Genomic DNA, 26,132 nt, shown 5'->3' with positions numbered 1-26,132 from the left:
GATCACTAAAACTTATTGTTTTTAACTAAAAGCATTATCTTTGCATAAATTTTTTTAACATGAAACTTCTTTTAATTACCGTAGCAATGCTCGGTTTAGGTATTGCAGGTATTGCCATAAAAATTTGGGCAAAAAAAGACGGTAAATTTGCCGGAACTTGTGCCAGCCAAAATCCAATGTTAAATAAAAGTGGAGAAGCTTGTGGTTTTTGTGGAAAAACGCCAGAACAATTTGGCGATTGCAACGAACCACAACACCAGCAGTAACGCTTCATGGAAATTCTTGATGTAATTTTCTACATATTTTGTATTGTAGTTGCCATTCAAGTTATATTTTATTTTTTTATTTTTTCGAGGTTAGCTTTTTTTAAACCCCAAACTAAGGCTTACAATAACTTGCCCGTTTCTGTGATTATTTGCGCAAAAAACGAAGCCGAAAATTTAAAAACCTTTCTACCGTCTATAATTTCTCAAGACTATTCAACCTTTGAAATTGTTTTAATTAACGATGCTTCAAGCGACGATACCTTTGAAGTTATGGAACAATTTGCCGAAACTAACAAAAACATTAAACTGGTAAATGTTGAAAACTATGAAACCTTTTGGGGCAATAAAAAATTTGCGCTTACTTTAGGTATAAAAGCTGCAAAATACGAGCATTTACTTTTTACCGATGCCGATTGTAAACCAATTTCAAATCATTGGATTAGCGAAATGGCCTCTCATTTCGTTTCTAATAAGAGTTTAGTATTGGGGTACGGAAAATATGCTTACAAAGAAAAATCGTTTCTAAACAAACTTATTCGATTTGAAACCCTTATAACCGCCATTAATTACTTCTCGTTCGCAAAAATTGGTTTACCATATATGGGAGTTGGCAGAAATTTGGCCTACACCAAAACCGAGTTTTTTAAAGCCAATGGTTTTATTAATCATATGAAGTTAAAATCGGGCGACGACGATTTATTTGTTAACCAAGTTGCCACCAAAAGCAATACTAGCATCTGTTTAACACCCAATAGTTTTACGCAATCTGTACCAAAATCAACCTTTAAAGCTTGGTTTAGGCAAAAACGTAGGCATGTAAGTACTGCAAAACATTACAAAAAATTACACAAAGCATTACTTGGCTTCATTTACATTACCCAAATATTATTCTGGGCGCTAAGTATGTTACTTTTAGCATTACTTTTTAAATGGCAAATTGTTGTGCCTTTAATTTTACTTCGATTAATTGGACAATATATTATTTTTGGAAATTCAGCAAAAACCTTGAACGAAAAAGGGTTAACAGCTTTAACTCCTATTTTAGAAATATTTTTAATTGTCGTGCAATTAACTATCTTTATAAACAATCTTATTTCAAAACCCAACTATTGGAAATAGAAAACGCCATTAAATTAGCAAAAACCAACAACCAAAAAGCATTTAATTTTCTTTTAGATAGCTTTTGGGATGATGTTTATGGGTTTCAATTAAAACGTACTCAAAACGAAAATGATGCCGAAGATATTACCATTCAAACATTTTCTAGAGCTTTTGATAAGATTGAAACTTTCGATGAAAATTATAAGTTTAAAACCTGGCTTATAACCATATCAAAAAATATTCATATTGATTTACTTCGGAAAGAAAAAAATTCTATTTCGCAAATAATATCGAACAATAATGATGAAGCTTTTCAAATTTTAGACGAGTCGCCATCTCCTGAAGACAAGCTCATTACAGAGCAAAATCTAGCTAAATTACTACGCGACATAAAAAAATTAAAGCCGCATTACCAGAACATTATCAACTTACGCTATTTCCAAGAATTGAGTTATAAAGAAATTTCTACCGAACTCGACGAGCCTATTAACAATGTAAAAGTAAAATTGCTTCGTGCTAAAAAGCTTCTTGCAGAAATTATTAGAAACAAATAAATCATGAACTTTAATAAAATAAACTATTACAACGAATCTGGTAAAACTAGTAATTTAAGTATTTCTCTATTCGTTTTAAGCGGTTTATTATTAATTACCGTCCTTGGCTATTTATATGCTTCACTAATACTTTTCATCCCCATACTATACTTTAATTTTTTAATTACTATTGGGTATGCTTTTGCTGTATCGTTTGTAACCAGAATCCTTTCTATAGCTTTCAAAATTAGAAACAGAAAAAAAACAATCTCAATAAATATTGTATTTGCTTTGTTTGCAGTTTATATACAATGGGTAAGTTATATTTTCTTAATTTCTTTTGAAAACAACTACTTCATTCAGATAATTAATAATTTCGATTATTTCCTTTTACTCTTAATTAGGCCTGATTTAGTTGTTTTGGATATTATTGAAATAAGCAAAGTTGGACTTTGGTCTATTGGATCGTCTGGTGTTTATTTAAGAGGTCTCGTTTTGTGGCTTGTTTGGTTGGTTGAAGCTTCAATAATTATTTTTGTGGCTTGGAATAATTTTAGGCAATTTGAGATAATACCTTTTTCTGAAAAAGATAACAAATGGTTTAAAAAGAGAGTTTTTGACTTCGATTTTGAGTATATCCCGTTAAAAAAACAATTTATTGATGATTTTGAGAAAAACCCATCAGAAGCTATATCTCAACTGAAAAGAGGCAACGGATTGAGACATTCTAAAATAACGCTATACCAATCAGAAACTGAAACGAAAAGTATCATATCGATAGATAATATTATAATCACCCAACGGGGAAAAGGAAAAAAGGATATCACTAAAGTTTTAAAGCTTAGTTATATTGACAACAATTATCTAATTGATTTGAAATCAAAATTCAGACTTAAAAAAGCATCAATTTTTGACAACTAAACTTAAAACCCTTGGTCCAGGCTTATTGTTTGCTGGTGCGGCAATTGGTGTATCTCATTTGGTACAATCAACTAGAGCTGGCGCCGATTTCGGTCTAGGTTTAATTTGGGCTTTATTACTGGTAAATATCTTTAAATATCCTTTTTTTCAATTTGGCCCCAGATACGCAACAGCAACAGGCGAAAGTTTATTAGATGGCTATAAAAAGTTAGGCAAAGGCATTTTAAGCACCTACTTTATTTTAAATATCGCCACCATGTTTACCATACAAACGGCAGTAACTATTGTAACTGCTGGTTTAGCTTCGTCTATATTTTACAACTTTAATACCTTATCGTTTTTAGGTTTAAGTATAAACTCTGTACAAATTTGGACGCTTATAATTTTAGGAATTTGCATTGTTTTACTTGTATATGGTAAATACAAGTTACTCGATAAGCTCATGAAAATAATTGTTATTACGCTAAGTATTAGCACTGTTTTAGCTGTATCAATGGCGTTAACAAACCATCCTAAACCACTTTCAATAAAACAAATACTACCAATAGCTCCAGTTGAAATCGTCTTTTTAATTTCGTTTATGGGATGGATGCCTGCTCCTATCGACGTTTCAGTTTGGCAGTCGCTTTGGGCTGTAGAAAAACAAAAAACCGAAAAAAACTACACTACAAAAACTGCGCTTTTCGATTTTAATGTGGGCTTTGTTAGCACCATTGTTTTAGGCCTTGGCTTTTTAACACTTGGGGCTTTAGTAATGTATCATAGCGGTGAAACATTTAGCAATTCGGCCGCCATTTTCTCCTCGCAACTTATTAATATGTACACGGCTAATTTAGGTTCTTGGGCTTATTTAGTTATAGGTATTGCTGCATTTACAACCATGTTTAGCACCACGCTTACCAGTTTAGATGCATCAACTAGAGCAATGACCAAAACCTCACAGCTTCTTTTTAAAAAACAAACTATTTTAAACTACTCATTCTGGATTACCATAATTGTATTAGGTACACTTAGTATATTTCTGTTTTTTGCTTCCGAAATGGGATTTCTGGTAAAAATTGCGACTATTTTATCCTTTATTACGGCGCCTTTTTATGCTATTATTAATTTTAACCTAGTTTGTAGTAAACACATGCCAAAGCCATGGCGCCCTAACAAAAGGCTTAAATTTTTAAGTAAACTGGGAATTGCATTTTTAGGAGGATTTAGCATTTGGTATCTTATCACTTTATAAAGGTATTTAAAAGAATACTTTGTATCTTTGCTATCTCACTTTTTTTACAATGAATACAGACACAGTATCAAATATATTACCCGAACGTAAACCTAAACCAAAATGGCTTCGTGTTAAACTTCCAACAGGAAAAAAATACACCGAATTACGTGGTTTAGTTGATAAATATAAACTTAATACCATATGCACTTCTGGTAGTTGCCCAAATATGGGCGAATGTTGGGGTGAAGGTACAGCAACATTTATGATTTTGGGAAATGTTTGTACCCGTTCGTGTGGCTTTTGTGGTGTTAAAACTGGTAGACCTGAAACGGTAGATTGGGACGAACCCGAAAAAGTAGCACGCTCTATTAGAATTATGAAAATTAAACACGCTGTTTTAACCAGTGTTGATAGAGATGATTTAAAAGATATGGGAAGTATTATGTGGGCCGAAACTGTAAAAGCTGTACGCCGCATGAACCCAGAAACTACCATGGAAACCCTAATACCAGATTTTCAAGGTATAGAAAAACATATTGATAGAATAATTGATGTCGCTCCAGAAGTTGTATCGCACAACATTGAAACGGTGCGTAGATTAACGCGAGAAGTTCGCATACAAGCGCAATACGATCGTAGTATGGGCGTTTTAAATTATTTAAAGCAACAAGGCCAACGCCGAACTAAATCGGGTATTATGCTCGGTTTAGGCGAAACGCGCGAAGAAGTTATAGAAACCCTTCACGATTTAAAAAACAACAATGTAGATGTAGTTACCATTGGGCAATATTTACAACCAAGTAAAAAACATTTACCTGTACAGCGTTTTATAAATCCTGATGAGTTTAAAGAATACGAAGAAATTGGTTTAAATCTTGGGTTCCGCCATGTTGAAAGTAGTGCTTTAGTACGCTCGTCGTACCACGCGCAAAAACATATAAATTAACATGATTAATGTTGCCATAAATGGTTTTGGCAGAATTGGCAGACGTGTTTTTAGGTTACTTCAACCCTATAAAAACATAAATATTGTAGCCATAAACGACCTTGCTGACGCTAAAACATTAAGTCACTTATTAAAATATGATAGTGTTCATGGTCTTTTTAATGGAGATGTTTCATTTACTGAAAATGATTTAATTGTTAATAAAAAAAACATTCCGTTATTAAACCAAAAGCACCCAGAATATATTAATTGGGCGCCATATAACGTTGATTTTGTAATTGAAGCAACAGGTAAATTTAAAACTAGTGCTGAATTAAACTATCATTTACAAAATGGGGCAAAAAAAGTAATTTTAAGTGTACCGCCCATTGATGATACTATTAAAACCATAGTTTTAGGAGTAAACCATCATATTTTAGATGGTTCGGAAAAAATAATATCTAACGCGTCGTGTACCACAAACAACGCCGCCCCAATGTTTAATGTTATAAACGATTTATGTGGTATTAACGAAGCTTACATAACCACGGTACACTCCTACACCACCGACCAAAGTTTGCACGACCAACCGCATAGAGATTTACGTAGGTCGCGTGCAGCAAGCCAATCTATTGTACCTACCACAACGGGTGCAGCAAAGGCATTAACTAAAATATTTCCAGATTTGTCTGAAGTCATTGGAGGTTGTGGCATTAGAGTTCCAGTAATAAATGGTTCGTTAACCGATATTACTTTTAATGTAAAACAAACGGTATCTATAAACGATGTAAACGAAGCGTTTAAAAGCGCTGCAAACGGAAAATTTAAACAAATAATAGAATACACAACCGATCCAATCGTTTCTATTGATATAGTGGGTAACACGCATTCGTGTATTTTCGACGCTCAAATGACTTCGGTTATTGGAAATATGGTAAAAATAATTGGTTGGTACGATAATGAAACAGGCTATTCACAAAGAATTATTGATTTAATTTGTAATTTATCGTAAAAAAAATACATTTTATCGATAAAATGTTTATATTTGTCTAACACAATCATCAAATATGTTTAAAATAAAAGCCTATATCTCTCTCATTGTAATGCTTTTATGCATAACTAGTTTTGCGCAGGATAAAATAGAAGACGATCCTGAAATAACGCTTAATAATATTAATTATAGAATTAAGCAAGCGCAAGAATATTTGGATAATTACAATTACTACAAAGCCTTAGTAAACCTCGATGAAGCCTTAAACTTAGCAAATAAAATTGATCACAAAGAAAGTATTGGTGTTATTCACACTATAAAAGGAAAAATACAATTAGTTGTTAGTCAAGAAGATAAGGCTATAAAATCTATAAGTAAAGCCATTGAAGTACAACGCATTATAAACGATAATGTTAATTTAGGAAAAAGTTATAAAACCTTTGGCGATATTTATTTGGCTAAAGGTGATTATTATCAGGCTTTAGACTCGTACACGGCTGCAAAAACAAAATTTCAGGAGGAAGAACTTGACCAAAACTATACCCAAACCTTATTAACCGAAGGAAAAACTTATATTCTATTAAAAAATTATAGAAAAGCACGTAGTTTACTAGAACAAGCCTTACTAGAAGCGCAAAACATCGATTTTGTAAAAGGCCAAAGCGAAGCCTTAATTAATTTATCTGTAGTACATAATAAATTAGGCGATAATACCAAAGCTATTAATTACGCCCAAGAAGGCATTGAACTTGCCGAAACCTATAATTATGCCAATTTATTACCCGAAGGTTACTTGGTTATAAGTGATTTGTATAATAAAGCCGAAAACTACAAATCGTCTAGAAATTATTTAGACAAATACATAAAAGTTTCAGATTCTATTAGAAATATAGTTAACTCAAACTCTTCAATAGAACTAGAAACCCAAACAAAACTTGCCGATATTAATCAGCAATTTGAGGAAGTTTCAGAGAAATTAAAAAAATCAGAATCCGATAATCATTTAGGTACTTTAATTTCAATTTTAAGTGTTGCCTTAATTACCATACTATCGCTTTTAACCTTATCGTTATACAAAAACAATAACATTAGGTTAAAAACCAACAATATGCTTCATAAAAAAAATTCCGAGCTTATTGTTGCTAAAGAAAAAGCAGAGTTAGCGTCAAAAACAAAAGCGAATTTCCTATCAACCGTTACACACGAATTACGTACACCACTTTACGCTGTAACAGGTATTAGTAACATGCTTTTAGATGAAGAACCAAAACCAGAGCAAGTACAGCATTTAAAATCGTTAAAATTCTCTGGGGATTATTTATTAACTTTTATAAACGATATTCTTCAAATAAATAAAATTGAAGCAAATAAGGTTGATATAGAACCAGAAACGTTTAATCTTAAAAAGAAAATAAACAATATTATTTTGGCTTTAAACAATTCGGCTCAAGATAATAATGTTAACATTCATTTTGAATACGATAAAGACCTCTCGGAAAATTTTATTGCCGATCAATTAAAAATATCGCAAATACTTATAAACCTAGTTGGTAACTCCATAAAATTCACTAAAGATGGTGACATTTGGATTCGTGTTTATCAAATAGAGCAAAAAGGTAAAATTTATACCTTACGATTTGAAGTTGAAGATAATGGTATTGGTATAAGTCAAGAAAAACAAGACCATATGTTCGAGAGCTTCTCTCAAGGTTCTATTCAAATTAACAGAAAATACGGTGGTACTGGTTTAGGTTTATCTATTGTAAAAGGTTTAATTGATATTTTAAAAGGAACTATTTACGTAAAAAGTGAACTTGGAAAAGGCACAACCTTCTTTTTTGAAATTCCTTTAGAATACACGAGTATTGAGGAAAGCTCGGAAAACAAAACGTCGTATTTTGATGCCGACAATAACGATTTCGACCTTTCGAAAGTTAAAATTTTAGTAGTTGAAGATAACAAAATCAACCAAATGATTACTAAAAAGATTTTAACTAAAATGGGACTACATTGTGAAATTGTAGATAATGGCGAAGACGCGGTTAGTAAAATAAAAGCGAATAAATTCGATATTGTTTTAATGGATATTCACATGCCAGGAATAAGCGGTATTGAGGCCACAAAAATTGTTAGAAGCTTTGATAAAGAACTTACTATTTACGCACTTACAGCTGTTACCATTGAAGATAAAATGCAAGAATTTGAAGAAGCTGGTTTTACCGATATTATCCCAAAACCATTTAAGCAAGAAGAATTCGAGAAAAAATTATACAACGCTTTATCTGGAAAAAATAAAACCTCAGCTAGTGTTTAACAAACGCCTTTATTAACTTATTAAACGCTTCGGATCTATCTAATTTTACAGTAATTGGAAGATAAAAAAGTTTGTGCTTTAGTTTTTTATAATGACTTAAACGCATAAAATCTTTTTCAGTAGTAATTATCAGCGCTTTTGTTTCTAAATCTTCTAAATCTTTAGTGTTAAAGTTATAATGATCGGGAAAATTTAAATGTTCAAATTGTAAGTGTTTTTGTTTTAAATAAGCCACTAAAGGCGTTGCATTTGCAATACCTGTTACTAATGTAAATTGTGGCAATTGGGTTACTAATTTATTTTCCGTTTCAGAAAAAACAGTTTCAGAATACACAATTTTGCTAAAAAACACTTCCTGTTTGCCTATAGGTTTAATGCTTTTAATAAGTTCTTTTTTATCGGTCTCTAACAATGTTTCAGGACACTTTGTAACTATAATAACGTTGGCTCGTTTTGCACCGCTTTTAGGTTCACGCAAATCGCCCGTAGGTAATACTATATCCTTAAAATAAGGTTTTTTATAGGTAGTGAGCAACACATTAAAACCTGCTTTAACCTTACGATGCTGATACGCATCATCAAGTAAAACAACTTCTGGTTTGTTTATTAAATTTAATAAAGTTTCAATGCCATTTTGCCTATTGGAATCGACAGCCACAGCTATATCATTTTTAAACTTATTATAAAACTGAAACGGCTCATCTCCAATACTTTTGGCTGTTGATGAGGCTTCAGCCAACTGAAACCCTTTGGTAGTGCGCTTATAGCCTCGACTTAAGGTTGCCACCTTAAAATCCGATTTCAAAATATTAATTAAATACTCAATCATAGGTGTTTTTCCAGTACCACCAACACTTAAATTTCCAACACAAATTACTGGAATATCGTATTTTTTTGATTCTTTAAACCCATTATCATAAAGCTTATTTCTAACCCAAGTAATTACATAATACACAGGCACGACTGGAAAAAGTATGTATCGTAAAATTTTCATCACAACGAAAGTAATTATTTTATCTTTGATGTAAAATTTAATTGATTATGATTGTACAAGATGTTATAAATCATTTAGAAGCATTAGCGCCTTTAGCTTACGCCGAAGATTTTGACAATGTAGGCCTTTTAGTAGGCCATAAAAACACTAAACTTACAGGAGTTTTAGTCACTTTAGATACACTTGAAGCTGTTGTAGACGAAGCCATTGATACTAATTGCAACCTAATTATTAGCTTTCACCCCATTATTTTTAAAGGCTTAAAAAAAATTACCGGTAAAAACTATGTTGAACGTACGGTTTTAAAAGCCTTAAAAAACGATATTGCTATTTATGCCATCCATACGGCCTTAGACAATTATGAGTACGGTGTAAACGATATGATTTGCAATCAGCTGCAACTTAAAAATAAACGCATTTTAATACCGCAAAGTCAAACTATAAAAAAACTAACCACTTACGTTCCTAAAAAGGAAGCCAACACGCTTAGGGAAGCGCTTTTTAACGCTGGTGCAGGCTCCATTGGAAATTACAAAAATTGTAGTTTTAACCTTGAAGGTTTTGGAACTTTTAATCCTAACGAAAATGCAAATCCTACCATTGGCGAAATTGGCAAAACGCATACCGAAGCCGAAACTAAAATAACGGTAACCTACCCAAAACATACCGAAACTAAAATTTTAAGTGCCTTATTTAAAACCCATTCATACGAAGAAGTAGCTTACGAAATTGTAACTATCGAGAATAAAAATCAAAATATAGGTATGGGTATGATTGGAGAATTTAATGACGCGCTAAACGAAACCGACTTTTTAAACCACATAAAATCAACAATGCACACGCCTTTTATTAGGCATTCCTCCTTTTTAAACAAAAAAATTAAAAAAGTAGCCGTTTTAGGAGGCTCAGGAAGTTTTGCCATTGGGGCTGCGCAAGCCGCTGGTGCCGATGCATTTATTACGGCCGATTTAAAATACCACGACTTTTTTACCGCCGAAAACCGCATACTTTTGGCCGATATTGGCCATTATGAGAGCGAACAATTCACAAAAAATCTTTTAGTGGCTTATCTTACGAAAAAAATTACTAATTTTGCAATCATTTTATCAAAGACAAATACCAATCCTGTTAAGTATTTTTAAAGTATGGCTAAAAAGAAAGAAGCAACTGTAGAAGAGCGTTTAAGAGCGTTATACGATTTACAATTAATTGATTCTCGTATAGATGAAATTAGAAATGTACGTGGTGAATTACCATTAGAAGTTCGCGATTTAGAAGACGAAGTAGCTGGATTAAACATAAGATTAGACAAACTTGTTGCAAGCTTAGAAGTTATAGATAACGATATTGCTAATAAGAAAAACTCCATTGAAGAGTCGAAAGCCTTAATGAAAAAATATGGCGAGCAACAAAAAAATGTTAGAAATAACAGAGAATATAATTCTTTATCGAAAGAAATTGAGTTTCAAGAACTTGAAATTGAATTAGCCGAAAAACATATTAAAGAATTTAAAGCTCAAATTGAGCAGAAAAAAGAAGTTATAGGTGAAACTAAGGAGCGTTTAAAAGAACGTGAAACGCATTTAAAGCACAAAAAAGGTGAACTTGATGCTATTTTAGCAGAAACCGAAAAAGAAGAGCAAGCTTTAATTGATAAATCTTCTGAATACAAAGAACAAATTGAGACACGTTTAGTTGCCGCTTATACGCGTATAAGAAACAACGTAAAAAACGGATTAGCTGTTGTTCCAATTGAAAGAGGTGCTTCTGGAGGATCTTTCTTTACTATTCCACCGCAAATTCAAGTAGAAATTGCTTCTCGTAAAAAAGTAATTACCGACGAGCATAGTGGCAGAATTTTAGTTGATGCCGTTTTAGCCGAAGAACAAAAAGAGAAAATGGAAAAAATGTTTTCTAAATTGTAAATTCATTTTTTTTAAATATTAATTAAGCCTTCACTTTGTGAGGGCTTTTTTTTTAGATTAAAAATACAGGAAAAACACCCTTAGCAAACCTGCTTTTACCTCTACTTCAACAAACAGTTATGCTTTAAATTTGTATCAGTTAGTTATTTAGTTTTAAGAGTTAGTCCATGTCCCTCAAATACAACCAGAACCTAACCTAACTTATAAATCTTGAACAGTTAACCTTACTTATCCAAGCCTTTGCGTCCTGTAAAGGCTTTCTTTTTAAATATTAACCTAAAAATTGTTAAGTTTACTATTTAGTTTCGACTATTATATTATGAAAAAATTATTTGCCCTTTTCGCACTATTTGCCTTATTAAGCTGCCAAAACGTAGCGCAAACCAAAAAAACCTCGAACACAAACCATACAAATATTGAACGAAATACCGAACCCATTGCGGTTCCTGTAAAAGACGGAATAGCACGCGCTTATTTTGCAAGCGGATGCTTTTGGTGTGTAGAAGCCATTTATGAAAGTGTAAAAGGTGTAGATGAAGTTATTTCGGGGTATTCTGGTGGGCATACAAAAAACCCAACCTACGAAGCCAGTAATACAGGTAAAACAGGACATGCTGAAGCAGTTGAAGTTATTTACAACCAAAATTTAGTAAGTTTTGAAACTTTAGTTGATGTATATTTTGCTTCGCAGAATGTAACCCAAGTTAACGGGCAAGGAAACGACAAAGGATCGCAATACCGATCGATTATATTTTATCAAAACGATAAGCAAAAGGCTATTATTTTAAAAAAGAAAAAGGATTTAGCTACAAAATTAGGCAAACAAATTGCTGCCGAAGTTATGCCATTTCAAAAGTTTTGGATTGCGGAAAGTTATCATCAAGATTACGAAAAAAAACATCCTGAGCACCCTTATATTCAGGCTGTTTCAATTCCAAGACTTAACAGGTTTAAAGCAAAAATGCCTGAAGTTTTAAAAGAAACACATTAATTACTATCGCCCATTGTATCCTCTTTTACCACATTGGTTAACAAAAACACTTGGTTAAATGGATCGCCCATAACCTCGATATCCGCAGTAATAATATCGCCTTCTATAAATTCTTGAATCTCGACAGATTGATTTTTTGCCGATAATAATTTACCAACACCCAAAAATGCGGGCAAAACGTTTTCGGGTAAATCAAGAATTACAATTTTTAATTCGTTTACGTTTATACTACTTACAACAGTAGCTTTAATGGGGTTACTATTAGGAGCTAATTGCATGTTTTTTATCGTTTAAAATTTTAAAAATATAAACCTGAGGCCTCCTGAAAAGGGCATTCGTATTGAACAAAGTTAAAAATTTTAGATAGTAAAACTTAATGTTATACCGTTAAGAGTTTATAACTTAACTCAATACAACCAACGCTTTTTAGGTAGCCTCAGGAAATTATAATTTTAAAGATTATTTCTTTTTTGTAGCCCGCGATCGGGTTGTTTTTTTAGTTGTTTCGGTGGCTTCAAGTACGTCCAAAGCCATTGGCTCGGGTAAAACGCTCACCGTTTCTTGCAAAGTATCACCTAAAGATAGATCAGGATTTGGAGCACTTCCAACAGCATCAAAACTGTGGTCGCTTTCGCTAAATCCTTCCGGACTTGGTGCAAAATCACCGCTAACAGCAGCATCAGCATTAAAGTCCGTAAACTCTGGTCCAGGTGCATCAAACGACGTTTCAACTCCTTGTGCCATTCCCAAGTTAAAATCGGTTGGAGCAGGAGCGGCTTCATTTAAAGCAAGACTCCCAGAATCTGCATTAGCACCATTTATACCAGAACCATTAATATTTAAATTTATTGTCATCATAATTAATTCAATTTAAGTTCAAAATTCATTTTAGAAATACAATAAAGTAATTTGGTTTGATGCATCAATGGTACCACTAACCGTTTTACCACTGCCCTTGGCTGCGTTTAACATAATAAACATATTTGTTACGCCATCCGTTGATAATTGGCCTAATTTTCGCCAACCAATAGTTTCAATATAACCCCATGCGTTTTTTGAGTGAGGTGAAGCATAAGTACGTACTACTTTTTTATTTGAGAAATTCATAATATTTTGTTTTATAGATTAATAATTATTGTTTTTGCAATGTGCTTTTAGCTTAGTTTAAATAAGCAATATGAATGAAATTGTTATCGATTTGAGCGCGCACATTTAAATTATGAGCACGTGCTTCATTTAATAAAGCAAACACATTTGTTACGCCATCGGCTGTTAATGTATTTACTTTTCGCCAACCAATAGAATCGAGGTATGCCCAAGCGTTTTTAGAATGTGGTGAAGCATAAGTGCGTAACACCTTTTTAGTAACATATGATGTTCCACCCGATCCTGAAGACACGTTTGCGGTAATATTATTACCCGATTTGGCAATATTAGTTACACTAACGTTAGAGTCGGTATTAGCATAGGTTTTACTACTTGGCGTCGATGTGTTAGTAAATGAGTTATTTCCTGCAGTTGGAAAAGCATCGTTGGCATCACCACTATTACTATTAGTATTTAAATGACGTGCGCCATCGGCCTGTTCAATATCAACTAAATAGTGGTTTTCGTCGGTATTGTTACTTTTAGAATCATCGATATGCTCAATAATTAAACCTTCGCCAGGTAAGTTTTTATCGAAACCTTGTTTTTGCCTGTTTGATAATAAAAAGTACTCTTGACTAGTAGCACTTCCAATAGGGATTTTAACAATATCTTCATTATCAAAATAAGGCTTAACGGTTACGTTTTGGGTACTGTTAAAAACAACTTTCGGAGTAACCCAACCACATTTTACCTTACACCAAGCGGTTGGATGCGCGGGTGTATGCCCACCGTTATTCCAACTACCACCGGCCATTAAATCCCAGCGTCCGGTACCTTTGGAAGAATAATCGGTATCATATAAATCGGGTAAAGCGCAAAGTAAATGACCTAATTCGTGAGCCATAACACCTACTCTACCATCTTCTGGAGCCATAAAATAACGGTTAATTTTTACGCCATCAACGTTCTTGGTAGTAATACCCCATTTGTGCGACCAAAAATCGGATTTGTTACCAGTAGCTTCACCACCAGAACCGGCGCAAATAACTATTAGTGCTTCTACAAATCCGTCGCCATCATTATCATATTGACTAAAGTTTACAAAGGGCTGTGCTAAATCTATAGCATCTTCAACCAACTTTTGGGCATTTCTTGGATAAGCACCAAAACCAAAATCGTTATTCGTATAATAGGCTTTGGTTCGAGGCGCTCTAAACCAACCTGCTGTTGGTCCATTTTGACCTTTAACCGCGCCGATAACATTTAATTTTCCGTAGGACGCTTCTTTGTAATAATCGCGCATACTGCCAGTGGCATAGGTGCCTTGAGAAAATAACATATTGTTATAATGCGATTGATTTTGGGCAGCGGTTTTATCGGAAAAATCAACCAAAAGTACTATGGCACGTTTGGTACCCGTAACGGGAGCTCTATCGGCCGAAATACGATGATCGTGCATTCGGGTACGTTTTGGCCGATTGGTAATTAAGGTAAAGGTGGATAAATCCATGATATCGACCTCATCAATATCTTCGAAACCAGCTTCCTTAAAAATTTTTTGTTTTGTGCTTAATATTTTTTGTTCAATCTCTGGTGAGGGCGGACAAATACATAAGCATTCTTCATGTTTGTTCATATGTGAGGGTTTTAAAGTTAATTTACTTAACCATTTAAGTAACTTGTTTAAAATGACACCTTTAAAAAAGTATCAAAACATAGCAATACATAAAACCAAATAGTTTGGGAGGAAAATATTTAGGTGTGTACTAATTTTTACAATTAGTTAATAGGAAGAAAGTTTAGAAATAAACTATGGCGTAAAATTATACTTTAAAAAAGCTAAAGCGGAAGAAAAATAATTACAAAAAGTAAGCAAAAGTGGAAAATACTCTAATTGGTTAAATAAAACCTTTGGCTTTTGCAACCATTACCAGCTCCCTATCGCTGTTGTTTTTGGTTTCAAAAAGTTGCTTAAGGCGTCGTTTACGCTTTTCTATTCCCGATTTGGTTAATGGAATAAATTTTAGAAGCTCAACCATTTTAGAACCGTTTGAAAGTTCAATTAAAATATTAGTATCAATGGCATCAATAACTATATTCTGGCAAATTTTCTTTTTTAAAAGATTTATTACCGTTTTACTAAAATACGATTCGCCCGAAAAAATATTACTCACTGCTGTTAATAAATGAAAATCGGTGATATCAGATTTAATTAATAGGCCATTGGGGTCAACTCTATTTAAAATATTTATTAATCGTAAATTATCTTTAAACGATGTTGTTACTAACAGTTTAGCATTATTAATTTTGGTTTTTACAGCTTCACAAAGTTGTTCGGCAGAATTGGTTTTATTTTCGTTGGAGAAATAAAAATCGGTATCTAAAATAATTAAGTCATTTTCACTTAAAAAGTCTTTCATTTTAAGTTTTTCAAAAATCGCTTCAATAGAATATACCAAATTTATACTTAGTGGCATTGGAAACCGTTGCTGATTTGAAAGTAAAGTGTTTTTGTAAGCCTGCGCAGTAATTGCATGACTATTTGCAATTAAGATATTAAAAGTAGGTAACATAATTAAAATAGTTTGGTTAAAACAATGCTACATTTTTAGTCTTAACAGGAAAGGTTTTAAAACTATTTCAAATTTGGAGGTAATTTGTAAACGGGTCTGTTTCAAATATACGTAAATTATTACATTTCAACAAATTAATTGTATTTTTAGGTTTATATAAACCATTAAATAAATTCTTATTTTGGGTAGAAAATTTAATATAAATAGTCGCTATTTGTAGTTTGATGCATAATAAACTTTGAATTAAACCTGAGCAAACATGTTTTTTAAAAAGTTATTTTTATTTGATGATTTAGGTGCGCTTTTATCGGTGCTTTTATATGGATTTATATATTTTTTGAAATTACGCTTATCGCTTCCATTGGAATTTTTGAATTAAAAGTTGCAAAAAAATTATAGCATAAGTTAACAATTCTATAATTAACAAATTTTCTCTACTTTAGATTAAATCTAAAACCAACAGCAACTAATGTATACTAAAAAAGTTTTTCGAGCTAAAGATTTAGCTAAATGGACGCGTTTTGAAACCATTTTCTTTATAGTTTTTATAACTGCTTTTGTAAGTGCTTATTATTTTTTCGAATTATCGTGGCTTAAAATTCCTTGGACACCCCTAGCATTAATTGGTACAGCAGTGGCATTTGTAATTGGTTTTCAAAACAATTCGGCCTATGGCAGAATTTGGGAAGCTCGAAAAATTTGGGGCGGTATTGTTAATACTTCCAGAACTTTTGGCATGTATGTACAAGATATGGTTACTAACGAATACGCTATAAATAAAGTAGAAGAATCGGTTTTAAAAAACGAAATAAAAACGCTTACATACCGCCATATTGCGTGGATGACAGCCCTTAGGCACGCTATGCGCGTTGGAAAACCTTGGGAAACCGTTGTAAAAGAAAAAACAAACAAAGAGTGGAATGCTATTGTGAGTCCGCCAGAATGGAAATCGGGTTTAGAAAGCGATTTAAAACCCTATTTAACCGAAGCCGAAATAAGCCAAATTATGGAAAAAGGCAATAAACAAACAGCATTGTTGTACTTACAATCTAAACATTTACGCGCACTAAAAGAAAAAGGCATTATTTGGGAGTTTTCATTTTTAGAATTAGAAAGTCTTTTACAAGAACTTTTTGCACTTCAGGGAAAATCTGAACGTATAAAAAATTTCCCTTACCCCCGACAGTTTGCAACACTAAATCATTATTTTATGTGGATTTTTGTTGTGCTTTTACCGCTTGCCATTGTACCTCAATTTGCCGAAATTGGAGCTGACATTGCTGCTTCAAACAATACCTTAGGTAAAGTTTTTATTTGGTTGGCCATTCCGTTTTATGTTGCCGTTGCATGGATTTTCCATACTATGGAACGCATAGGGCGAACAGGAGAAAACCCGTTTGAAGGTTCGGCAAACGATGTACCTATATCTACTATTGCACGAGGCATAGAAATAGATTTACGCCAAAATTTAGGCGAAGCGAAGGCCGATATCCCAGAACAATTCCCAGTTATTTACGATACGCAGATGTAAATTATTTATAAAAAATGAAAACAAAACCCTTTATTTTATTGACATTAGTTATTGCTTTAATAAGCTGTAAACAACAAACAACAAAAAAGGAAGCGCAAAAATTAGAAGCGCCAACTAAAACAACGATAGCCGAAAAAATTGCCGAAGCCCATGGATTTAATAATTGGAAAAATGTAAACGAAATTTCCTTTACTTTTGCCGAGAAACGACATTGGCTTTGGAATACTAAAACAAATGAAGTAACACTTTTTACCGAAAAAGATACCATCTCGTACAACCGAAAACAAGTAGATTCTTTATCGGCTAAAACCGATGCCGCCTTTGTAAACGATAAGTTTTGGTTACTTATACCGTTTCAATTGGTTTGGGATAAAAGTGCTTCAATTTCAGAGGTTTCAAAAGAGGCGTCTCCTATTAACAAAACATTACTGCAAAAAATAAGTATTACCTATGCTTCTCAAGGAGGCTATACTCCAGGCGATGCTTACGATATTTATTTCGATAGTAATTATATAATTCGAGAATGGGTATTTAGACGCGGAAACCAAAAAGAAGCATCATTAGCCAATACCTTTGAAGATTATAACGACTATAATGGTATTAAAATAGCTTTAAGCCATAAAAAAGAATCTGGCGACTGGAATTTAAAATTTACAAACGTTAGTGTAAAGTAATCATGCCAAGAACATCCAAATTAAAATTATAGACGTATATAATTGTAAATATTCCGCGTTAGGCGTCTATATATATCCAAAGCACTTTACTTAGTTAGGTAAAGTGCTTTAGCTTTTTCAATAGATTGCAAATCGGCAGCAACGGTAAACCAAAATGCCGATCCGAAATCAATGGTACTTTCAACACCAATTTCTCCTTCTAATAATGTTACGTAAGCCTTCGAAATGGCTAATCCTATACCAGCACCGTGTAAGGCTTTATCATTACTGTAATCTATTTTATAAAACGGAGAAAAAATATCTGCTAACTTGTCTTTTGGTATGCCAATGCCAGTGTCTTCTATAATAAACTTAATTTGAGAAGTTTCATCATCTACACTACAATTTACAAAAACGCTACCCCGGGCACTGGTATATTTTAAAGCATTAGCGATTAAATGTTTTAAAATGGTTTTAAATTTAACTTCATCAGAAACAACCGCGCTATTTTTATTAGGGATATAATCGCTTAAATTTAAGTAAACGCCCTTTTGCTTTGCTACAGAAGCAAACTCTTTAACAACAGCTTCAATACTTAGTTTAATATTAAATGGTTTTGAGCAAGTCGTTAATAGACCTGTTTCAAGTTTAGAGAAGTTAACAATATCGGTAATAACATCTAATAATTTATTTCCATTATCTTCAATAACTCTTACATATTCATTAAAATCGGTATCAATATTATACTCTCTTAAAAGTTCGGCACAACCTAAAATACCATACATTGGCGTCCTAATTTCGTGACTCATGTTACCTAAAAAAGCGGTTTTTAGTTTATCCGATCGTTCAGCTTCTTCTTTGGCTACTACCACTTTTTTATGCTTTTCTACAAGTGCGTTTTGTAAATCTGTTTCCTTTACTAAGGCTCTATTCAATTGAGCAATTAAAAAAGATACCGAAAAAACGGTAAGCAAACTAAACAATATGTTATTTACAAAAACAATAAACAGAATTTCAACTGGGGTATGTTCGTAAAAATTAAATGTAAACCACTTAAAATAATAAATAAGTAATACCACAGTATAAAATACAACATTTATAACAACGGTATTTATTCCTGCACGCCTACCACTATAAAGTGTTACTAAAACGCATAACATAAATAACATTATTGTGCCGTTACCATGCAGGCCTAATTCTAAAATTAATGCAAAAGATAAAGCAAAAAAATTGATAGAAAATAAACGTTTCTTGGTATTTAAGCTTAGTTTATTATTAAAAAACATAAAAAACAAAACAAGCATACCAATGGTGTCCATATAAAACACCAGCCATTTATCTAGCATAATAGCAACAATAGCGCTTGGTATATACGCCATAAAGCCCAGTGCAACCGTTAAAATAAATATGGAAACAAATAACTTGTTTCTAAAATAAGATAAGTTATTTTCTGCTTCGTTATTTGATAGTCCGCTAAACTTTAAATACCAATTAAAATAAGATAACCATAATCGTTTCAGCATTTAAAATATATTTAGAATATTCTTCATAAGAAAAAACCGATGTAAAATTACAAAATTCGAATCAAAATAAAGACGAAATGCATATTTTTTCGATTAATAGCATTAGGATTTTTATTTTACTTTTGTATTATTATCTAAAAAATTCAAAATTGATCCTATATAAAACCGGACTTGATTTTGCCAAAAAACAAGATCAAGAAGATGTGTTAGCGCATTATCGAAATAAATTTCATATTCCAAAAGATAACCAAGGTAACAACTGGTTGTATTTTACAGGAAACTCGTTAGGCTTACAACCCAAAAGCACACAAAAATACATTCAACAAGAACTTGATGATTGGGCTAAATTAGGCGTTGAAGGCCACTTTGAAGCTAAAAACCCTTGGTTACCTTACCATGAATTTTTAACCGAAAGTATGGCTAAAATTGTAGGCGCAAAACCTATTGAAGTTGTAGTTATGAATACCTTAACCACAAACCTTCATTTACTAATGGTTAGTTTTTACCAGCCCTCAAAAACAAAATATAAAATTGTTATTGAAAGTGATGCTTTTCCTAGCGATAAATATGCGGTGCAAACACAATTAGAATTTCATGGGTTTACTGCAGAAGATGGCATAATTGAATGGAAACCGCGCCCAGGTGAAGAACTACTAAACATTGAAGATTTAGAAACCATTTTAAACCAACAAGGCGACGAAATAGCCCTACTTTTAATTGGTGGTGTAAATTACTATACGGGGCAATATCTCAATTTAAAACGCATTGCCCAATTAGGACATGCTAAAAACTGTATGGTTGGCATCGATTTAGCTCATGGTGCTGGTAACATTAAACCCGAACTACACGATTCTGGAGTAGATTTTGCAGCTTGGTGCACTTATAAATACCTCAACTCTGGTCCTGGTAGTTTAGCAGGCCTTTTTGTTCACGAAAAACATGCCTATAATAAAAACTTAAAACGTTTTGCAGGTTGGTGGAGTCACAATAAGACTACCCGTTTTAACATGCGTCAGCCTCTCGATGTTATGCCTGGTGCCGAAGGTTGGCAACTTAGTAACCCGCCTATTTTATCGATGGCAGCCATAAAGGCGTCGTTAGATATGTTTAACGAAGTTGGTATGGATGCATTACGTAAAAAATCGATTAAACTTACTGGTTATTTTGAATTTTTGATTAACCAGTTAAACAACCATAAAATAAAAATTATAACACCTAAAAACCCAAACGAACGCGGTTGCCAACTCTCTATACAAGTACAAAACGCCGATAAAAGTTTACATCACAAACTTACTGAAGCCAATATTATAACAGATTGGAGAGAGCCAGATGTAATTAGGTGCGCGCCAACCCCATTTTATAATAATTTTGAAGACGTTTACTGGATGGTAGAAAAATTAAAAGCAATTATAAATTAACAGCGTTAACTCCTAATTAAATTCTGAAGCTATCTCGGATTAAAAATAAATTATGAATCGAAAAGAAAATATTTTAATTATTGGTGCCGGACTTTGCGGTAGTTTATTAGCATTACGACTAGCGCAAAGAGGCTATAATGTTAACGTTTACGAAATGCGCCCCGATTTAAGAAAAACAAATATTTCGGCAGGACGCTCAATAAACCTTGCATTTTCCAATCGCGGTAACAAAGCCATGGCATTGGTTGGTTTAGAAGATAAAGTTAAATCGCTTTGTATACCTATGCATGGCAGAATGATTCATGATAAACAAGGCAATACATTTATGTCGAATTACAGCGGGCGCGAGCAAGAATATATCAACTCGGTGTCTAGAGGCGAATTAAATGCATTACTTTTAACCGAAGCTGAAAAACACGACCATGTAAATATCTATTTTAATAAAAAATGTAAATCGGTTAACTTCGAAAACACCACGGCGCTTTTTAAAGATTATGAAACCAAAACCGAATTTGTTGAAGATGCAGACTGTATTATCGCTACCGATGGCGCTGGATCTGCATTAAGAAAAAGCTATTATTTAGGAAAAAAATTTCTATTTAGCTTTTCACAAAATTATTTGGCTCATGGCTATAAAGAGTTAAGCATTTTACCTACTACAGCTGGCGACTACAAAACTTTTAAAAACGCTTTACATATTTGGCCTCGTGGCGATTTTATGTTAATTGCGCTACCTAATTTAGATGGCAGTTTTACGGTTACTTTATTTTTAAGTTACAACCAAGGAAAATATAATTTTAACAACCTTACAACCCCAGAAACAGTTACTAATTTCTTTAAAGAAGAATTCCCCGATGCACTTAAAATAATGCCAAATGTAGTTGAAGACTTTTTTAAAAACCCAACAGGAGCTTTGGGAACCATTAAATGCTCACCATGGCATTTTAAAGGCAATACACTACTTATGGGCGATGCTGCACACGCCATTGTACCCTTTTATGGACAAGGTATGAATGCTTCGTTTGAAGATGTTGTAGAATTTGATGCCGTTTTAAACAAACATGAAGGCAATTGGGAAAACGTATTTACCGAATACGAAAAAAACAGAAAAAAAGATACCGACGCCATAGCCGATTTAGCCATCGATAATTTTTATGAAATGCGCGACCATGTAGGACAAGCTATTTTTCAGGAAAAACGTAAAATTGAAATGGCCTTAGAAAAAGAATACCCGGAAGATTATGCTTCAAAATACAGTTTAGTTACCTTTAACGAACACATTGGATACCAAGAAGCTATGTTAAAAGGACGAGCGCAGGACAAAGCTATTTTGAATTTATTATCGAATAACCTTATTTCATCCAACGATGATATTAAAATCATTTTAGATAAAGTATCCTCTGAAACCGAAACAATTTTAAAAGAAAACAAGATTGCCGGATTATAACTTTAGTTGGTATTTCACATTAGTAAACCTACAAAAACTAAATTCCTATTTTAATAAATAAAAAGACAATAAAATATGAACACAGTAACACCCAGAGGTGCCTACCCACACGTAAAAGTAGTTGGCGATTTTATTTTTGTATCTGGAACCAGTTCTCGCAGACCAGATAACACAATTGCTGGTGTTGATATTATTGACGAAATGGGAACAAAAAAGCGTAACGCTTACACCCAAACGCAGGAGGTTTTAAAAAATATAGATAAAACCCTAAAAACGGTAGGTTCAACCTTAAAAGATGTAGTTGATGTTACCTCGTTTTTAGTAAACATGAATGATTTTGCTGATTATAATAAAGCCTATGCCGAATTTTTTAGCAAAGAATCAGGACCTACAAGAACCACAGTTGCGGTTCACCAATTACCGCACCCCGATTTGGTTATTGAAATTAAAGTAACCGCATACAAAAAACAGGTTTAGTTTTTAAAAATTCGCTTTTCTATTTTAAAAAAAAACATTTAAAACAGCCCTTTATTTATACTTTTTCACCTTGACTATTTGAAGAATAATTTAGCTTCAATCAGTCTTAAAAAATAATGAAAAGGGCCTTTTTTGTCTTCAAAAAAATGAAATCGCCCTTGGTTTACAAATGCAACCTCAAAAAAGCCCTTCAAAACTTACAATATAAAACAAAACAACAGTTAAAAATTTCATTTATAAACCCATATAAAGAAAGTCACAAAAATATTAAAACTAAATCTATTTTTTTTATTACAATTTAGCATTCACTTTCACAGATTTTAATTAATCCATTTGGTAAACATATTGACTAGTATATATATTGAAAAAACAATAACAAAAATCATTGTTTTACAAACCATTTTAAACCACTCAATATGATAACGCTTACCAAACTTTTAATTGAAATGATCATCTTCATTATTTCATTATTCTAAATTTAAACTTGTAAAACTTAGTCTAGAATAAGTTTTACTATTTTTACAAAAAGAACAAAAAAAGTGAAAAAGCCATTCTTTAAAGTATTAGCAAAACTTAACAAACTTATATTACCAAGCTACACAAAAAAGCAACTCGATTTAGCTAAAGCTAGCAAATTGCAATTAGCCATAATTGGCTGGCGGTACTTTGTGACTACAAAGGCTTTGGGGTAGTATTATTTTAAAATCATAAAAAATCAATTATTCTTTCCGTTTAATTTTATAATCTTATCTTACCATAAAGAAAATTATCCGCAATTATTGAATCATCAAAAATGATATCAATCAAAAATTACATTAACGGCGAATTTGTAAATCCAGAAAACAGTAAGTGGATTAATAATTACAATCCATCTACGGGAGAGATTTACGGGAAAATCCCAAATTCATCACATAAAGATGTAGAAAAAGCATTTAAAAGTGCTGAAGATGCATTTTCTAATTGGAGTCAAACAACTTTAAATGAACGCAGCAGAATTCTTTTAAAAATATCAGAATTACTTGAAACCAATTTAGATCGGTTTGCTGAGGCCGAAAGTAGAGATAATGGCAAACCCATTAACCTCGCTAAAACCGTCGATATACCCAGAGCCGCAAGTAATTTTCGGTTTTTCGCTAATGCCATTACTCAATTTTCTAGCGAAAGCCATGAAAGTGTTGGGCAACAAGCTATAAATTACACATTACGTCAACCTCTTGGTGTTGTAGGTTGTATTAGTCCGTGGAATTTACCATTATACCTTTTCACCTGGAAAATCGCTCCTGCCATTGCAGCTGGTAATTGCGTTGTTGCCAAACCAAGCGAGGTAACACCTGTAACCGCATACTTACTAGGAGAAATACTAAATGAAGCTGATCTCCCCAAAGGGGTTTTAAATATTGTTCACGGGTTAGGAAATACCACAGGACAAGCCATAGTAGAACACCCAAAAATTAAGGCCATCAGTTTTACTGGTGGAACAAAAACAGGTGCGCATATTGCGAAAATAGCCGCACCTATGTTTAAAAAATTATCATTGGAGTTAGGCGGAAAAAACCCCAACATAATTTTTGCCGATTGCAATTACAACGACATGTTACATACAACAGTACGTTCGTCGTTTACCAATCAAGGTCAAATTTGTTTATGCGGAAGTCGTATTTTTGTTGAAGGCACTATTTACAACAAATTTAAAACCGATTTTATTGAAAAGGTAAAACTTTTAAAAGTTGGTCATCCATCAAAAACAGACACGAACATTGGAGCTTTAGTATCGAAACCTCATCTCGAAAAAGTTAAAAATTATATTGAAATTGCCAAAAATGAAGGTGGAAACATTTTATTTGGAGGCCATGAAGTATCCATTAAAGGGTACGAAAAGGGGTATTATTTACAGCCCACAATTATAGAAGTAAAAACCGATGATTGTAGTGTTAACCAAGAAGAAATTTTTGGTCCTGTGGTTACCTTAATGCCTTTTAAAACGGAAAGTGAAGTCCTTAAAATGGCTAACAAAGTAAAATATGGCCTATCGGCAACGCTTTGGACTAACAACTTAAATCGTACCATGCGCTTAAGTAATCAATTAGAAGCAGGCATAGTATGGGTAAACACTTGGATGATGCGTGATTTACGCACACCTTTTGGTGGTGTAAAAGCCAGTGGTGTTGGTCGCGAAGGTGGTTTTGAAGCATTACGTTTTTTTACAGAACCTAAAAATGTGTGTATTAAATATTAACTATTTGATGTTTTGCTGCATTTATTTCGGCATCTCTCATCCTAAAAAAAGATCCTGAAACAAAGGATATTAAATAATATTAAAAAAATTCCTGCCTTTGCGGGAAATTATTATGGACTTAAAACTAAACAATAAATATGCACTCGTTTGTGGAAGTACAGCAGGAATTGGTAAAGCAACCGCTATAGCTTTAGCCGAAGAAGGTATGCATATTACATTAATTGCAAGAAATGAAAATAAATTAAAAACGGTTTTATCGCAATTATCGAATCCCGAAATTCACAATTATATTGTTGCAGATTTTTCCAACCCAACCGAGTTAAAAGAACAAGTTGAAACCTATATAAAAAACAATCATGGGTTTCATGTTTTGGTAAATAATACTGGAGGTCCTTCAGGCGGTCCTATTTTTAATGCCTCTATTGAAGCTTTCGAAAACGCCTTTACACAGCATTTAAAATGCAACCATATATTGGCGCAAACGCTCGTCCCTTTTATGAAATCAGCGGGATTTGGTCGCATTATTAATGTTATTTCTACATCTGTAAAACAACCTTTAGATGGGCTTGGTGTGAGTAATACTATTCGAGGAGCTGTTGCCAGTTGGAGCAAAACACTGGCTAACGAACTTGGTGAATTTGGCATAACCGTAAACAATGTGTTACCTGGCGCTACTAACACAGAACGCCTTAACGAAATAATTAAAAATAAAAGTACCAAAACTGGTAAAACCGAAGCCGAGACAGCCAATACCATGAAAAGTACTATACCAGCTAAACGCTTTGCCAAACCAGAAGAATTGGCAGCAGCCATTACCTTTTTGGCTAGTGAGTGTGCTGGTTATATTAATGGCATAAATCTTCCTGTTGATGGTGGCAGAACTAAAAGTTTATAGAACCTAAAATTTAAAAATATTATTACTAATTTTATTGAATTAATGAATTTGCGTTAAGGATTGAAAGGTTTGTTTGAGCTCCTCGCAGAGAGCGAGCCTTGAAAGCCTGACCC

The 26,132-nt window shown here is 33.1% G+C and carries 26 protein-coding genes; 19 read left to right on the top strand and 7 right to left on the bottom strand.

What is annotated here, in order from left to right; genetic code table 11:
• Positions 1 to 59: 59 nt before the first annotated feature.
• Genes PK35_RS06780 through PK35_RS06745 form a run of 8 tightly spaced genes read left to right on the top strand, consistent with a single transcriptional unit; the run spans position 60 to position 8,267 of the window.
• Entirely contained in the window at positions 60 to 266 is a 207-nt protein-coding gene (locus PK35_RS06780) for a membrane or secreted protein (RefSeq protein ID WP_044625935.1), read from the top strand.
• A 6-nt stretch (positions 267 to 272) separates the two neighbouring features.
• Entirely contained in the window at positions 273 to 1,385 is a 1,113-nt protein-coding gene (locus PK35_RS06775) for a glycosyltransferase (RefSeq protein ID WP_117624654.1), read from the top strand.
• Positions 1,376 to 1,921 carry an RNA polymerase sigma factor gene (locus PK35_RS06770; protein ID WP_044625934.1) on the top strand — a complete coding sequence of 182 codons (546 nt, stop codon included), beginning with the start codon at positions 1,376 to 1,378 and terminating at the stop codon, positions 1,919 to 1,921. The genes PK35_RS06775 and PK35_RS06770 overlap by 10 nt, the downstream gene beginning before the upstream one ends.
• Before the next feature lie 3 nt (positions 1,922 to 1,924).
• The gene (locus tag PK35_RS06765; RefSeq protein WP_044625933.1) at positions 1,925 to 2,821 is read left to right on the top strand and encodes a hypothetical protein; all 897 of its coding nucleotides are present in this window, start codon (positions 1,925 to 1,927) and stop codon (positions 2,819 to 2,821) included.
• A complete protein-coding gene (locus PK35_RS06760; RefSeq protein ID WP_044625932.1) occupies positions 2,811 to 4,055 on the top strand; it encodes an NRAMP family divalent metal transporter in 1,245 nt (414 codons plus the stop codon). The genes PK35_RS06765 and PK35_RS06760 overlap by 11 nt, the downstream gene beginning before the upstream one ends.
• A 49-nt stretch (positions 4,056 to 4,104) precedes the next feature.
• Positions 4,105 to 4,983: a lipoyl synthase gene (lipA, locus tag PK35_RS06755; protein WP_044625931.1), complete on the top strand. Its 879-nt coding sequence runs from the start codon at positions 4,105 to 4,107 to the stop codon at positions 4,981 to 4,983.
• Position 4,984: 1 nt separating this feature from the next.
• Positions 4,985 to 5,974, top strand: a complete 990-nt coding sequence (gene gap / locus PK35_RS06750; protein WP_044625930.1) for a type I glyceraldehyde-3-phosphate dehydrogenase — start codon at positions 4,985 to 4,987, stop codon at positions 5,972 to 5,974.
• A gap of 55 nt (positions 5,975 to 6,029) precedes the next feature.
• Entirely contained in the window at positions 6,030 to 8,267 is a 2,238-nt protein-coding gene (locus PK35_RS06745) for an ATP-binding protein (RefSeq protein ID WP_044625929.1), read from the top strand.
• On the opposite strand, the gene lpxK is transcribed toward PK35_RS06745, so the two are convergent.
• Positions 8,257 to 9,261 carry a tetraacyldisaccharide 4'-kinase gene (lpxK, locus tag PK35_RS06740; protein ID WP_044625928.1) on the bottom strand — a complete coding sequence of 335 codons (1,005 nt, stop codon included), beginning with the start codon at positions 9,259 to 9,261 and terminating at the stop codon, positions 8,257 to 8,259. The two genes, PK35_RS06745 and lpxK, sit on opposite strands and share 11 nt — an antisense overlap.
• A 47-nt stretch (positions 9,262 to 9,308) precedes the next feature.
• Between lpxK and PK35_RS06735 the strand changes: the two genes are divergently transcribed.
• From PK35_RS06735 to msrA, 3 genes are all read left to right on the top strand, one after another.
• Positions 9,309 to 10,403 carry a Nif3-like dinuclear metal center hexameric protein gene (locus tag PK35_RS06735; RefSeq protein ID WP_044625927.1) on the top strand — a complete coding sequence of 365 codons (1,095 nt, stop codon included), beginning with the start codon at positions 9,309 to 9,311 and terminating at the stop codon, positions 10,401 to 10,403.
• Between the two features lie 3 nt (positions 10,404 to 10,406).
• The gene (locus PK35_RS06730) at positions 10,407 to 11,186 is read left to right on the top strand and encodes a zinc ribbon domain-containing protein (RefSeq protein WP_044625926.1); all 780 of its coding nucleotides are present in this window, start codon (positions 10,407 to 10,409) and stop codon (positions 11,184 to 11,186) included.
• A 319-nt stretch (positions 11,187 to 11,505) separates the two neighbouring features.
• Entirely contained in the window at positions 11,506 to 12,177 is a 672-nt protein-coding gene (msrA, locus tag PK35_RS06725) for a peptide-methionine (S)-S-oxide reductase MsrA (protein WP_044625925.1), read from the top strand.
• Here the strand turns inward: msrA and PK35_RS06720 are convergent.
• The 5 genes from PK35_RS06720 to PK35_RS17135 all read right to left on the bottom strand — a co-directional run bounded on the left by PK35_RS06720 (position 12,174) and on the right by PK35_RS17135 (position 15,839).
• The gene (locus tag PK35_RS06720; RefSeq protein ID WP_044625924.1) at positions 12,174 to 12,455 is read right to left on the bottom strand and encodes a hypothetical protein; all 282 of its coding nucleotides are present in this window, start codon (positions 12,453 to 12,455) and stop codon (positions 12,174 to 12,176) included. The genes msrA and PK35_RS06720 overlap by 4 nt on opposite strands.
• Positions 12,456 to 12,636: 181 nt before the next feature.
• A complete protein-coding gene (locus PK35_RS06715; protein ID WP_131474398.1) occupies positions 12,637 to 13,035 on the bottom strand; it encodes a hypothetical protein in 399 nt (132 codons plus the stop codon).
• 30 nt (positions 13,036 to 13,065) lie between these two features.
• Positions 13,066 to 13,284 (bottom strand): hypothetical protein, encoded by a 219-nt coding sequence (locus PK35_RS06710; protein WP_044625922.1) that lies wholly within the window; start codon positions 13,282 to 13,284, stop codon positions 13,066 to 13,068.
• Positions 13,285 to 13,336: 52 nt separating this feature from the next.
• A complete protein-coding gene (locus PK35_RS06705; RefSeq protein ID WP_044625921.1) occupies positions 13,337 to 14,902 on the bottom strand; it encodes a M6 family metalloprotease domain-containing protein in 1,566 nt (521 codons plus the stop codon).
• 262 nt (positions 14,903 to 15,164) lie between these two features.
• Positions 15,165 to 15,839, bottom strand: a complete 675-nt coding sequence (locus tag PK35_RS17135; RefSeq protein ID WP_052825909.1) for a hypothetical protein — start codon at positions 15,837 to 15,839, stop codon at positions 15,165 to 15,167.
• Positions 15,840 to 16,308: 469 nt separating this feature from the next.
• Between PK35_RS17135 and PK35_RS06695 the strand changes: the two genes are divergently transcribed.
• Entirely contained in the window at positions 16,309 to 17,370 is a 1,062-nt protein-coding gene (locus PK35_RS06695) for a bestrophin family protein (protein ID WP_044625920.1), read from the top strand.
• 14 nt (positions 17,371 to 17,384) lie between these two features.
• A complete protein-coding gene (locus PK35_RS06690) occupies positions 17,385 to 18,044 on the top strand; it encodes a hypothetical protein (RefSeq protein WP_044625919.1) in 660 nt (219 codons plus the stop codon).
• Positions 18,045 to 18,130: 86 nt separating this feature from the next.
• On the opposite strand, the gene PK35_RS17130 is transcribed toward PK35_RS06690, so the two are convergent.
• A complete protein-coding gene (locus PK35_RS17130) occupies positions 18,131 to 19,546 on the bottom strand; it encodes a sensor histidine kinase (RefSeq protein ID WP_052825908.1) in 1,416 nt (471 codons plus the stop codon).
• Positions 19,547 to 19,698: 152 nt separating this feature from the next.
• Between PK35_RS17130 and kynU the strand changes: the two genes are divergently transcribed.
• The 6 genes from kynU to PK35_RS06655 all read left to right on the top strand — a co-directional run bounded on the left by kynU (position 19,699) and on the right by PK35_RS06655 (position 26,019).
• A complete protein-coding gene (gene kynU, locus PK35_RS06680; protein ID WP_044626069.1) occupies positions 19,699 to 20,964 on the top strand; it encodes a kynureninase in 1,266 nt (421 codons plus the stop codon).
• Positions 20,965 to 21,016: 52 nt separating this feature from the next.
• Positions 21,017 to 22,411, top strand: coding sequence for an FAD-dependent oxidoreductase (locus PK35_RS06675; protein WP_044625918.1), 1,395 nt, complete (start codon positions 21,017 to 21,019; stop codon positions 22,409 to 22,411).
• Positions 22,412 to 22,486: 75 nt separating this feature from the next.
• Positions 22,487 to 22,888, top strand: a complete 402-nt coding sequence (locus PK35_RS06670; protein WP_044625917.1) for a RidA family protein — start codon at positions 22,487 to 22,489, stop codon at positions 22,886 to 22,888.
• A 539-nt stretch (positions 22,889 to 23,427) separates the two neighbouring features.
• Entirely contained in the window at positions 23,428 to 23,580 is a 153-nt protein-coding gene (locus PK35_RS06665) for a hypothetical protein (protein WP_044625916.1), read from the top strand.
• A gap of 101 nt (positions 23,581 to 23,681) precedes the next feature.
• On the top strand, positions 23,682 to 25,124 hold the full coding sequence (locus PK35_RS06660) for an aldehyde dehydrogenase (protein ID WP_044625915.1): 1,443 nt from the start codon (positions 23,682 to 23,684) through the stop codon (positions 25,122 to 25,124).
• A gap of 112 nt (positions 25,125 to 25,236) precedes the next feature.
• Positions 25,237 to 26,019, top strand: coding sequence for an SDR family oxidoreductase (locus tag PK35_RS06655; RefSeq protein WP_044625914.1), 783 nt, complete (start codon positions 25,237 to 25,239; stop codon positions 26,017 to 26,019).
• The last annotated feature ends 113 nt before the right edge of the window (positions 26,020 to 26,132 follow it).

Source organism: Neotamlana nanhaiensis (assembly GCF_000943555.1).
Lineage (GTDB): Bacteria > Bacteroidota > Bacteroidia > Flavobacteriales > Flavobacteriaceae > Neotamlana > Neotamlana nanhaiensis.
The sequence above is the reverse complement of the archived record's forward strand: the minus strand, read 5'-3'. Positions and strand labels throughout refer to the sequence as shown.

What these genes read in the sequence shown, in the direction of transcription:
- PK35_RS06780 (WP_044625935.1), top strand. Translation starts at nt 60, where the DNA reads ATGAAACTTCTTTTAATTACCGTAGCAATGCTCGGTTTAGGTATTGCA.
- PK35_RS06775 (WP_117624654.1), top strand. Translation starts at nt 273, where the DNA reads ATGGAAATTCTTGATGTAATTTTCTACATATTTTGTATTGTAGTTGCC.
- PK35_RS06765 (WP_044625933.1), top strand. Translation starts at nt 1,925, where the DNA reads ATGAACTTTAATAAAATAAACTATTACAACGAATCTGGTAAAACTAGT.
- lipA (WP_044625931.1), top strand. Translation starts at nt 4,105, where the DNA reads ATGAATACAGACACAGTATCAAATATATTACCCGAACGTAAACCTAAA.
- gap (WP_044625930.1), top strand. Translation starts at nt 4,985, where the DNA reads ATGATTAATGTTGCCATAAATGGTTTTGGCAGAATTGGCAGACGTGTT.
- PK35_RS06745 (WP_044625929.1), top strand. Translation starts at nt 6,030, where the DNA reads ATGTTTAAAATAAAAGCCTATATCTCTCTCATTGTAATGCTTTTATGC.
- lpxK (WP_044625928.1), bottom strand. Translation starts at nt 9,261, where the DNA reads ATGAAAATTTTACGATACATACTTTTTCCAGTCGTGCCTGTGTATTAT.
- PK35_RS06735 (WP_044625927.1), top strand. Translation starts at nt 9,309, where the DNA reads ATGATTGTACAAGATGTTATAAATCATTTAGAAGCATTAGCGCCTTTA.
- PK35_RS06730 (WP_044625926.1), top strand. Translation starts at nt 10,407, where the DNA reads ATGGCTAAAAAGAAAGAAGCAACTGTAGAAGAGCGTTTAAGAGCGTTA.
- msrA (WP_044625925.1), top strand. Translation starts at nt 11,506, where the DNA reads ATGAAAAAATTATTTGCCCTTTTCGCACTATTTGCCTTATTAAGCTGC.
- PK35_RS06720 (WP_044625924.1), bottom strand. Translation starts at nt 12,455, where the DNA reads ATGCAATTAGCTCCTAATAGTAACCCCATTAAAGCTACTGTTGTAAGT.
- PK35_RS06715 (WP_131474398.1), bottom strand. Translation starts at nt 13,035, where the DNA reads ATGATGACAATAAATTTAAATATTAATGGTTCTGGTATAAATGGTGCT.
- PK35_RS06710 (WP_044625922.1), bottom strand. Translation starts at nt 13,284, where the DNA reads ATGAATTTCTCAAATAAAAAAGTAGTACGTACTTATGCTTCACCTCAC.
- PK35_RS06705 (WP_044625921.1), bottom strand. Translation starts at nt 14,902, where the DNA reads ATGAACAAACATGAAGAATGCTTATGTATTTGTCCGCCCTCACCAGAG.
- PK35_RS17135 (WP_052825909.1), bottom strand. Translation starts at nt 15,839, where the DNA reads ATGTTACCTACTTTTAATATCTTAATTGCAAATAGTCATGCAATTACT.
- PK35_RS06695 (WP_044625920.1), top strand. Translation starts at nt 16,309, where the DNA reads ATGTATACTAAAAAAGTTTTTCGAGCTAAAGATTTAGCTAAATGGACG.
- PK35_RS06690 (WP_044625919.1), top strand. Translation starts at nt 17,385, where the DNA reads ATGAAAACAAAACCCTTTATTTTATTGACATTAGTTATTGCTTTAATA.
- PK35_RS17130 (WP_052825908.1), bottom strand. Translation starts at nt 19,546, where the DNA reads ATGCTGAAACGATTATGGTTATCTTATTTTAATTGGTATTTAAAGTTT.
- PK35_RS06675 (WP_044625918.1), top strand. Translation starts at nt 21,017, where the DNA reads ATGAATCGAAAAGAAAATATTTTAATTATTGGTGCCGGACTTTGCGGT.
- PK35_RS06670 (WP_044625917.1), top strand. Translation starts at nt 22,487, where the DNA reads ATGAACACAGTAACACCCAGAGGTGCCTACCCACACGTAAAAGTAGTT.
- PK35_RS06660 (WP_044625915.1), top strand. Translation starts at nt 23,682, where the DNA reads ATGATATCAATCAAAAATTACATTAACGGCGAATTTGTAAATCCAGAA.
- PK35_RS06655 (WP_044625914.1), top strand. Translation starts at nt 25,237, where the DNA reads ATGGACTTAAAACTAAACAATAAATATGCACTCGTTTGTGGAAGTACA.